At 63.1% G+C, this 8,438-nt stretch carries 11 protein-coding genes and 1 tRNA gene; 10 read left to right on the forward strand and 2 right to left on the reverse strand.

The genetic code is table 11. From position 1 onward, the window contains the following. The first annotated feature begins 13 nt into the window (after positions 1–13). A complete protein-coding gene (locus tag IVA96_RS13890) occupies positions 14–562 on the forward strand; it encodes a TetR/AcrR family transcriptional regulator (protein WP_247279725.1) in 549 nt (182 codons plus the stop codon). A gap of 47 nt (positions 563–609) precedes the next feature. Here the strand turns inward: IVA96_RS13890 and IVA96_RS13895 are convergent, their stop codons facing one another. Then, complete coding sequence (locus IVA96_RS13895; RefSeq protein ID WP_247279726.1) at positions 610–1,104, reverse strand: hypothetical protein; 495 nt, start codon at positions 1,102–1,104, stop codon at positions 610–612. Positions 1,105–1,300: 196 nt separating this feature from the next. Between IVA96_RS13895 and IVA96_RS13900 the strand changes: the two genes are divergently transcribed. After that, complete coding sequence (locus IVA96_RS13900; protein ID WP_247279727.1) at positions 1,301–1,588, forward strand: PsiF family protein; 288 nt, start codon at positions 1,301–1,303, stop codon at positions 1,586–1,588. A gap of 99 nt (positions 1,589–1,687) precedes the next feature. Then, positions 1,688–2,773 carry an AbrB family transcriptional regulator gene (locus tag IVA96_RS13905; protein ID WP_247279728.1) on the forward strand — a complete coding sequence of 362 codons (1,086 nt, stop codon included), beginning with the start codon at positions 1,688–1,690 and terminating at the stop codon, positions 2,771–2,773. Positions 2,774–2,775: 2 nt separating this feature from the next. Here the strand turns inward: IVA96_RS13905 and IVA96_RS13910 are convergent, their stop codons facing one another. After that, positions 2,776–3,315, reverse strand: a complete 540-nt coding sequence (locus IVA96_RS13910) for a disulfide bond formation protein B (RefSeq protein ID WP_247417842.1) — start codon at positions 3,313–3,315, stop codon at positions 2,776–2,778. 158 nt (positions 3,316–3,473) lie between these two features. On the opposite strand from IVA96_RS13910, the gene IVA96_RS13915 reads away from it, so the two are divergent. From IVA96_RS13915 to IVA96_RS13945, 7 genes are all read left to right on the forward strand, one after another. After that, positions 3,474–3,558 (forward strand) — tRNA-Leu (locus tag IVA96_RS13915). A gap of 190 nt (positions 3,559–3,748) precedes the next feature. Continuing rightward, positions 3,749–4,048 (forward strand): hypothetical protein, encoded by a 300-nt coding sequence (locus IVA96_RS13920; protein WP_247279730.1) that lies wholly within the window; start codon positions 3,749–3,751, stop codon positions 4,046–4,048. Between the two features lie 893 nt (positions 4,049–4,941). Beyond that, positions 4,942–5,175 (forward strand): hypothetical protein, encoded by a 234-nt coding sequence (locus IVA96_RS13925; RefSeq protein WP_247279731.1) that lies wholly within the window; start codon positions 4,942–4,944, stop codon positions 5,173–5,175. Positions 5,176–5,349: 174 nt separating this feature from the next. Then, the gene (locus tag IVA96_RS13930; protein ID WP_247417845.1) at positions 5,350–5,625 is read left to right on the forward strand and encodes a glycosyltransferase family 2 protein; all 276 of its coding nucleotides are present in this window, start codon (positions 5,350–5,352) and stop codon (positions 5,623–5,625) included. A 147-nt stretch (positions 5,626–5,772) separates the two neighbouring features. Next, positions 5,773–6,126, forward strand: coding sequence for a hypothetical protein (locus IVA96_RS13935; protein WP_247279733.1), 354 nt, complete (start codon positions 5,773–5,775; stop codon positions 6,124–6,126). A gap of 405 nt (positions 6,127–6,531) precedes the next feature. After that, positions 6,532–6,750 carry a hypothetical protein gene (locus tag IVA96_RS13940; RefSeq protein WP_247279734.1) on the forward strand — a complete coding sequence of 73 codons (219 nt, stop codon included), beginning with the start codon at positions 6,532–6,534 and terminating at the stop codon, positions 6,748–6,750. 457 nt (positions 6,751–7,207) lie between these two features. Beyond that, positions 7,208–8,107 carry a prolyl oligopeptidase family serine peptidase gene (locus tag IVA96_RS13945; protein WP_247417848.1) on the forward strand — a complete coding sequence of 300 codons (900 nt, stop codon included), beginning with the start codon at positions 7,208–7,210 and terminating at the stop codon, positions 8,105–8,107. The last annotated feature ends 331 nt before the right edge of the window (positions 8,108–8,438 follow it).

The raw sequence follows: 8,438 nt of genomic DNA on the forward strand, positions 1-8,438 counted from the left end.
CGAGGCTTCCTTCATGAGCGACGGCAAGGGCGATGTCTGGGTCGAGGCAGGGTTTACCGAACTCGCCCGCTCGGGCGTCGAGGGCGTGCGGGTGGAGGTGCTCGCCAAGAACCTCGGCGTCACCAAGGGCGGCTTCTACCGCCGCTTCGCCGACCGGCCCGCACTGCTCAAAGCAATTCTGGAACGCTGGCGCGAGGGACGCGCTGCGGCGATCGCGCAGCAGACGAGTCTCGACGGACAAGAGCCCCGCGAGCGGCTGAAAGCGTTGATCCAGCTCTATTCCGAGCGGGTCAATCCGGAGGGCATGGCGATCGAGCTCGCGATCCGGCAATGGGCCCGTTCGGATGAGGGCGCGGCGGCGGCGGTGGCGAGCGTGGATGCCGCGCGGCTCAAGCACGTCGCAGAGCTCTATCGCGCGACCGGCCTTGCCGCCGAGGAGGCCGAGGCGCAGGCCTTCCTGTTCTACTGCTTCATCTTCGGGCAAAGCCTCTTGTTCGTCGAGCGCGGGCCGCGCAAGCGGTCGCAGCTTGTGGCCAAATCGGCCGAGAAGCTGCTCGACTAAGCGAAATGGCCGGAGCTTTGCCCCGGCCATCGCATTGCTTTCGAAGCTCAGGCGGCTGCGCCCTTCAGCTTCTTGGTGCATTCGCTGTAATAGCCGCCGCCCTTCTGGATCCATTTCAAGCCGCCATTGCCGTTGGTGGCCTTGTTGGCATTGTACTGGTCGACGCAGGTGTGGAGCCGCGCCTTGCCGGGCGTCTCCTTGGCGTATTTCGGATCGACCGCGTTCGGATAGATCGCAGGTCCAGCCGGCAGCGTCGGCGCAGCGGCGGGCGCGGCTTCCTTCTTCGCCTGCTTCGGTTCGGCAGGAGCGGCGGGCGCAGCCGGAGCAGCCGCGGTGGGCGCAGCGGCGGGGGTTGCGTCTGCACCGCATTGGGCCTTGCGGAAGTCATTCCACTTCATGGTGCCGAGCGAGCCGTCCTTCTTGGCCGCCTGATATTTTGCGCTGCACTCCTGCGCGGTCAGTGCCTGCGCCGGCGCGCTCGCCACCAATGCCGCGACACACGCCGCTGCAATCGCACACAACAATTTTGCCTGAATGGTCATCCCTGGGTCTCCTCCTTGGTCTTCCCGACGAAAGTGAAACGAGGATTGCTATCCTAGCGTGTCGGTGGCTTGCGACAAGGATGCGATGGGTTGCGCCGGCAAAATTTAGTGGTGCCGCCGTTCGACTCATTCATGTCGCGTTCAGCAACGCGGGCCGACGTTCCCAGCCCCTCGCAATTCAAGAAGAGTGCAACACATGACCGTCACCTCCCGCCTTGCCGCCCTCGCTCTCGTCTCCTTGCTCGCCACCGGCACTGCCTTCGCCCAGACCGCCGCGCCGGCCGCCAAGACCGATACAAAGACCGACACTGCTGCAACCGCCGACAAGAAGGCGCCGAAGGAGCGCTCGGCCGAATCGCTTGAATGCTCCAAGCAGGCGGACGCCAAGGGACTGAAGGGCAAGGAGCGCAAGAAATTTCGCCGCGAATGCATGAAGGAAGCGAAGGCCGGCACTGCCGCCCCCGCCACCGCCGACAAGAAGTAAGCCCATCACGATCCTCCGCCAGCATCAGTGAGAGACATGCGCATTGCGGCATGACGAGCCTGCAATTGTGCGCCTCTCGCTGATTTGCGATAAGGTGGCGTGAAGCAAATCGTCGCCTCCCTGCCGTTCGAATGGCCGAGCCGTGCCAACGTCTTGAGCACGATAGAGACGCTTGTCGTCGGCACCGCCGGCGGCCTCGTATTTCTCGTCGCCGGCCTTCCCGGCGGGCTGATCTCGGGCTCGATGATCGCGGTCGGGATCGCGGCAATTGCCGGTCGTCAGCTGATGCTGCCGCCCATCCTGACCCAGACCGTGCTGGTGCTGCTCGGCATCTCGCTGGGCTCGGTGGTCTCGCGCCATCTGATCCAGCAGGTCAGCGCCTATCCCGTCACCATCGGCCTGCTTGCGCTCGCGACGTTCTGCTCGACCTTCGGCTCGAGCTATTACCTCCAGCGCGTCCATGGCTGGGACCGCACCTCGGCTTTCCTCGCCGGCAGCCCCGGCGCGCTGTCGCAGATCACGATCCTGGCGGTCGAGCGCGGCGCCGACCTGCCGGGCATCGCGGTGGTGCAGACCATGCGGGTCATCATCCTCACCGCGGCGCTGCCGATGGTGCTGGCGATCGCGGGCGTGGCGCCCTCGGCCGCACCGTCGCTGACGGCGACGATCGCCTCGCCGCTCGACCTGGTGGCGCTGGCCGCAGCCTCGCTGGCGCTGGCTCTGTTTCTGCGGCTGATCAAATTTCCGGCGAGCTGGATGTTCGGCGCGATGATCGCCTCCGGCGTGTTGCATGGCGCCGGCTGGGTCGAGGGCGGCCTGCCGGACTGGGTGCGCGGCGTGGCGCTGGTCGGCATCGGCGCCCTGATCGGCAGCCGCTTTGCGCGGATGCGGATCAAGACTTTGGCCGGCCATATCAACGCCGCGCTGGGCTCGTTCGCGGTCGCAATTGCCGTTTCCGCCATCTTCGTCGGCATCGTCGCGCTCACCACGCAGGTGAAATTCTCCGATGTCGTCGTTGCTTTCGCTCCGGGCGCGATGGACGCGATGCTGGCGCTGGCCCTGACACTGCACATCGACCCGATCTTCGTCGGCGCCCATCACCTGTCGCGCTTCGTCTTCGTGACGATCGCGACACCCGGCATCGTGCACTTGTTCGGGCGCACGCAGGATGACGTGGATGATTGAGCTCAGCGCTTCGCCGTCCGCACAAATCCCCATGCGGCGATCGCGGCCATCAGCAGCGAGATCAGCACGTTGTAGCCGGCGAGCGAGAGGCCGAGGAAGCGCCACTGCACCTCGTCGCAGCGCACCACCTTCACGGTGTCGAGCCGCGAGAAAAGGTCGCCGGCGTTACCGAGATTGACGACGGGACCGGAGCAATCGGTCGGCCCCTTCCAAAATCCCCATTCGACGCCGGAGTGATAGGCGCCGAGACCGGCATTGGCGAGCGTCGCCAGCACCAGAATCGCTAGCGCAACGAGCAGCAGCGGCCGCGGCGCGCCGCTTCTGGCCCCGAGCGCCGTGAGGGCACCGAGCGGGATCGCGAGGTAATAAGCGTAGCGCTGCTCCAGGCAGAGCGGACAGGGCAGGATCTCCAGCACGAGCTGGAAGAACCAGGCGCCCGCGATCGTGGCCGCGGCGATCAATGTGACGAGCAGCGAGGCGGTCAGCGCGGGACCGGCGCTGGCCGACTTGAACGCTGGTATTGCGGCACTCTGGGTCGTCACGGCAGCCTCTCTCCGATGGGTCGCGCTCCAAGCCTCTAACTCCGGCTTATGTGGCTGTCGAGAACGGCGGGGATCACTTTGGCGCGGGTTGACCCCGTCCTGTCCATGGCTATAGTCCGCCGGCTTCGCGACGCCCTCATCCGAGCGGCCGACCGAGGGCCCCTGTGGCGGAACTGGTAGACGCGCTCGACTCAAAATCGAGTTCCGCAAGGAGTGCTGGTTCGATTCCGGCCAGGGGCACCAGCCTTCGCTGCTTCGCACCTACGGCTAGGCGAGCGAGGCGCCGGTCTATCCACGCGAAGCAGCGAAGGCTGTCCCGCCGAAGCCTTGGCGAAGGCGGATTGGCGCAACGAACCTCCGCTTCCCCCGCTAGCCATCGTCCCCTCCCCACTGTATAAGCCGGTAGCTTCTTCTGTAACTCGAAGGAGCTCACATGAACGATCTGCACGCGTGGCTTTCCCAGCAGCACCACGGTTTGCGGACCTTCCAAATCTTCCAGCAGAAGCTCGAGACACTCGGCCGGGACGATCCCGCCCAGCGCGGCCTGTGTCGTCTGCTCAGCGGTGTCGTCGGCAGCTATGTCGAGGCCTTCGAGGCCCCGCTGCCGGTCGAAATTGCCGACACCGCTTATCGTCGCCTGCTGACGCTGGTCGGCAGCCTCGATCTCCACGGAGATGGCGCAAGGCGGCTCGCCGACATCAACCGCGTCGCGGCCTGCGAATTGTGGCGGTGATCGGCAGGCGAACCGTGCACGCTTCAATTGTCAAGCAGCGCAAGACGCGCCTGTACAGCCTCGCGACGCATAACGCCCGAGTCTTGAGCTTCTCTTGACGCCCCGTCCTTGGAAAGGGCGCAGGGAAGACCGAGTGCCAGCTGGCACCCGCGGTCCGCTGTGCGCAATTGCGCGAAGACAAATGCACAGCGGCATACAGGGCAGCCTGGACATCCCGGCCTTCCCTGCGCAGTGGTTTAACGGCTTATGGCGCGCTCTCCCCGGGGAGCGATGCACTATTGCCCCCGTCGCCTTGCGAGATAGCTGATGCGCTCGCCCGGTCGGGCCGCAACATCACCGCAAGCCTTGACGCACAGACCCCGGGCGCCAGGACCACACGCTTTTGCCGTACGCGGACTGCACCTGTCGTGCGCGCGCTGCTCAACCGCTCACGGGCCAAACCCGCCCTGCGATTGCCTGCGCGCCGATGCGCTCCACGCCCACCGCCACCCGGCCCGCGTATCGTGACGATCGCGAAACGCCCCTTATCCATGGGCCGGGACGGCAGATCACATACGGCATTTCCGAATTTCTGTTAATCGGAATCTCAGCGACCGAGCTCCCGGTTTCACCGCACCCGAGCGCGGCGGCGATCGCATGTCCTTCGCGGCGGCCGCAACGCGCGCCTTGTCTTCCGTGACGATGCTTCTAATGGTGTACTCGGGATAAGGCACCTACGCCTTGAAGTCGCTGCCGCGCCCTCCGTCCTGGTCCTGAGCGCCCGCCCCGGGGCGGGCGGGTCGAAGCATGGGCGGCTGGAAAGCCACTCCTCAATCGCCCTGCATGGCGTTCGACTTCGCTCCGCCACTACCTATATCGTGCGGCAACGGTTGCTGAAGCAGTGAGCAGCTTCGATGGCAAAGAGACGCATGACGGAAGCGGACACCGACGACCTTCCCCGCTACTTCGTCTGGGTCCGAGGCCTGGAAGGCCCCGAGCCGCAGAAATGGATGACGATGGAGTTCGGCGTCGGCGAATGGAAGCGGCCGCTCGTTCTGGCTTATCTGGAACTGCCGGAAGACGGGCGGCATCTATCCTTGTCGGTGCTGGCCCGGCGCTATCCGCCGCCGCGGGCTGATCTTTCGTAGCCGGGCTACGGTGTGTCCTCGTCGGCTCCGCAAGGCAAAGCGAAAGCCACCCCCGCTTGAGCGTGATCGGCGGCGTATAACCCGAAGCGGCCGGCCAGGAACCCATTCCATCGTATTTTCTTGAACAGACATATCTCGACGCTCTTTGTGACAGTCGGTGGAATCCGACGAGAAATGAGCTCCGTAGACGTCGTTGTTCCCTGCTTCCGGTACGAGCACTTCCTGCGAGAGTGCGTCCAGAGCGTTTTGGCGCAATCGGGCCCCCGCTTGCGCCTGCTGATTATAGATGATGCGTCGCCAGACGATACAGCGGAAGTTGCCGCGGAGTTAGTACGCTCCGACGCTCGCGTCGACTACCGCAGGCACGTCTCGAATCGAGGGCTCATTGCTACTGCCAATGAAGGCATCGCCTGGCAAGAGCCGACTACATGCTTCTGCTGTCTGCGATGATTACTTGTTGCCCGGCGCCCTTTCGAGAGCGGTCGATCTAATGGACGAGCATCCTTCTGTCGCGTTCACCTTCGGAGGCGCGATTGTTCTTGATCGGTGGGGGAAGCGTACTCGCCACAGACCAGGCGTGGATCGACAACCCGCGTTTTGTCCGGATTTGATTTCATTGCACTTAGCGGCGCGAAAAACATTGTGCTGTCACCAACTGTAGTGGTCCGCACCAGCCTGCAGAAGAGATTGGGGGGCTATTTGGCCGACTTACCCTATGCCTCTGATATGGAAATGTGGTTACGGCTCGCCGCACACGGCGTCGTCGGGGTCATTGCCGCGGACCAAGCCGTCTATCGTGCGCACGCGGGCAATATGTCAAGTGAGCCTTCGCGGGAGCAAGATCTGCTGCAACGCAAGGCCGCGATTGAACATTTCCTGAATAGTAGCGCCGCCAGGCTCACAAACGCTGATCATCTTCGCGACCGGTTGGCACCACCTATTGGCGCTTGATGCCGTCGGCTGCGCTAGCGCTGCCTTCAACGAAGGAGCGATGAAAAGCTCAGCAGGCCTTTCAAAACTTGCAGTGAGTTTTGATCCGAGCGTTCAACGAACGCGTCGTTGGTGGTTGCTCGCCTGCAAGCGGGTTCTCGGGTTGCGAGGATGGCAGCTGAGAGGCTGCCAAAGCGACTGGAGGCGTTACCCCCTTCTGGCCCATTAAACATGTGGCGCGCCATCTGAGGAAGGTCCGCTCGTCGGGACATAGCGGGCTAGATTTGCTCATCTGAGTTCCCCGCCACCGAAAGGCGGCGCTTCGCCATTGAGAGAGCGGACGAGGGGTGCGCTTTATCTTGGAACGAAATTTAATTGATTTAATTGGGTTAATGTGATTTAATTCCGCTATTGGGAGACAACGCCATGCCAGACCAGGACGATGACCGACGCGAATTCCTAAAGACGTGCGGAAAGTTCGCCGCCGTGACGCCTCCGGCCATGACGCTCCTGCTGTCGACGTCCCTCACGTCGGATGCCATTGCAAGGTCTGGCGCCGGACCGGCCGGCCCTCGTGGCAACAATGGCTATGGCAACGACGGCGGTGACGGCACCCCCAACGGCAAGGACGATAGCAATCGTTGAGCCGGCGCACAGTCGCCGGAAGGAGACACAATGCAGTCCAGGCGCCGCGACGTTGATTGGCACTTCGCCTCTTTCATCGTTTCGCTAATCTGGCTTGCGATCGTTGCTGCCGGGCTTCTCGCTGTGCTTTTCCGAGGGCACTCCTGAATTCCGGACCTCCGCAGCCTGAACGATCTTGCAGCGGCGAGTTTAGCTGTTGTGTGCGGTTCGATACTTTCCTCATGCCGCGCTGAGGCGGCGGAGGAGTCGCCGTGTAAAACGCTGATCCTGGTTGTCGGGTCGAACCCGCCCTCCAAGAAGTAGTGAATGAAGCGCTTACCGGTGCTGGAATCGCCGCTGCAATCATCTGACTGGCCCACTTGAAACATGCCGACGCACGGTAACGATGTCTGTTTGTAGGGGTAGTGCGGAAGGCGGCGGCGCCCAGCCACACCGACGCGAATGACCCAATGCGGACATGCGCGCCGCGAACGAACGATACGAGCGCTCAATGGCCGCTGTTTTGTCGTTCTCATCTGCACATGCTGAGATGGTCAAGATACCTTGGCATACCTCAGCGCAATCCTCTCCTTGGATTCCCGGCAACGACTACATCGACGGCTGGTCGAAGAACTTTATGGACGGCACCGTCGAGGAGAAGCGCAAGGTGAGGGCGGAGGGCGAACTGCAGGCCGACATGATGCGGCCGCAAGGCGCGAAGGGTCTGATCCCGTTCGTGATCATGCTGCACGGCTGCGACGGCTTCGGCCGGGTCGAGAAGAAACGGGGACGCGACTACGGCGGTAGATTGGTCGGGGCGGGCTACGGTGTTCTGCTGCTTGACAGCTTCGGCAGCCGGGGCTTGGGACCTGACGGCGTCTGCTCGGATCCCAGCCAGCTGACTTGGGCGCGGCGCCGAGCCGACGATGCGTATGCGGCTCTGGACTGGCTCATCGAGCAAAAGATCGCCGATCCCAAACAGGTTTACGTCCTCGGCCGGAGCAACGGTGCGACCACGTCTTTGATTATCATGAACCGCGCGATCGGCGACCTCCACGAGCACATGTTCGCGGGCGGCTTCGCAATGCAGCCGTCCTGTTATTTGATGAAGAGCGTCGACTTCTACGCTCCAGTTCACCTCTTCCTGGCAGAGAAGGACGAGGCCACCAGTCCCGTCCTCTGCGGCCAGATGGCCGAGAGCAAGCGTTCGATCCCCGTGAAGTCGGTGCTGTGGAAGGGGGCGAACCACAGCTTCGAAGACCACGAGCCGATCCACGTATTCCATGGCTACCATGTCGGATACAATGCCGCAGCTGCGGAAGGTACCATTAAGGCCATCATTATTGCGTTGAACGAGGCCAAGAAGGCGCAGAACTGATCACATAGAGCTGCACAGCCTGATTGGATTGAGATAAGGGCCGATGCAGGGATGTCCGACGGAAACGACTTCCGCGCGTGGCCCTAGGCTGCCTAAGTCGAAATCCGCCCGGGAGTCGGCTGTCTGGTGTAGACCGGAAGCCGCTCGGAGGCGGCGTTCACCGCCGACTTTGACCCGTAGCGGCCCCGAAGAACAGTACCTGATTGTCCTCCACGCCACGGCATCACTCCCCCTGGGACAACCGCGAAATTCATCGCCGACAAGCACCCCACCAAGGTCGCAGCATTTGCCTCATTCGTCATTTGACTTGCGCGATGTAAGGGGCTCATCT

This window comes from Bradyrhizobium sp. 159 (assembly GCF_023073795.1).
GTDB lineage: Bacteria > Pseudomonadota > Alphaproteobacteria > Rhizobiales > Xanthobacteraceae > Bradyrhizobium.

Bases quoted from the DNA above. Each gene is read 5' to 3' on its own strand.
- IVA96_RS13890 (WP_247279725.1), top strand. From the start codon at position 14: ATGAGCGACGGCAAGGGCGATGTCTGGGTCGAGGCAGGGTTTACCGAA.
- IVA96_RS13895 (WP_247279726.1), bottom strand. From the start codon at position 1,104: ATGACCATTCAGGCAAAATTGTTGTGTGCGATTGCAGCGGCGTGTGTC.
- IVA96_RS13900 (WP_247279727.1), top strand. From the start codon at position 1,301: ATGACCGTCACCTCCCGCCTTGCCGCCCTCGCTCTCGTCTCCTTGCTC.
- IVA96_RS13920 (WP_247279730.1), top strand. From the start codon at position 3,749: ATGAACGATCTGCACGCGTGGCTTTCCCAGCAGCACCACGGTTTGCGG.
- IVA96_RS13925 (WP_247279731.1), top strand. From the start codon at position 4,942: ATGGCAAAGAGACGCATGACGGAAGCGGACACCGACGACCTTCCCCGC.
- IVA96_RS13930 (WP_247417845.1), top strand. From the start codon at position 5,350: ATGAGCTCCGTAGACGTCGTTGTTCCCTGCTTCCGGTACGAGCACTTC.
- IVA96_RS13940 (WP_247279734.1), top strand. From the start codon at position 6,532: ATGCCAGACCAGGACGATGACCGACGCGAATTCCTAAAGACGTGCGGA.
- IVA96_RS13945 (WP_247417848.1), top strand. From the start codon at position 7,208: ATGCGCGCCGCGAACGAACGATACGAGCGCTCAATGGCCGCTGTTTTG.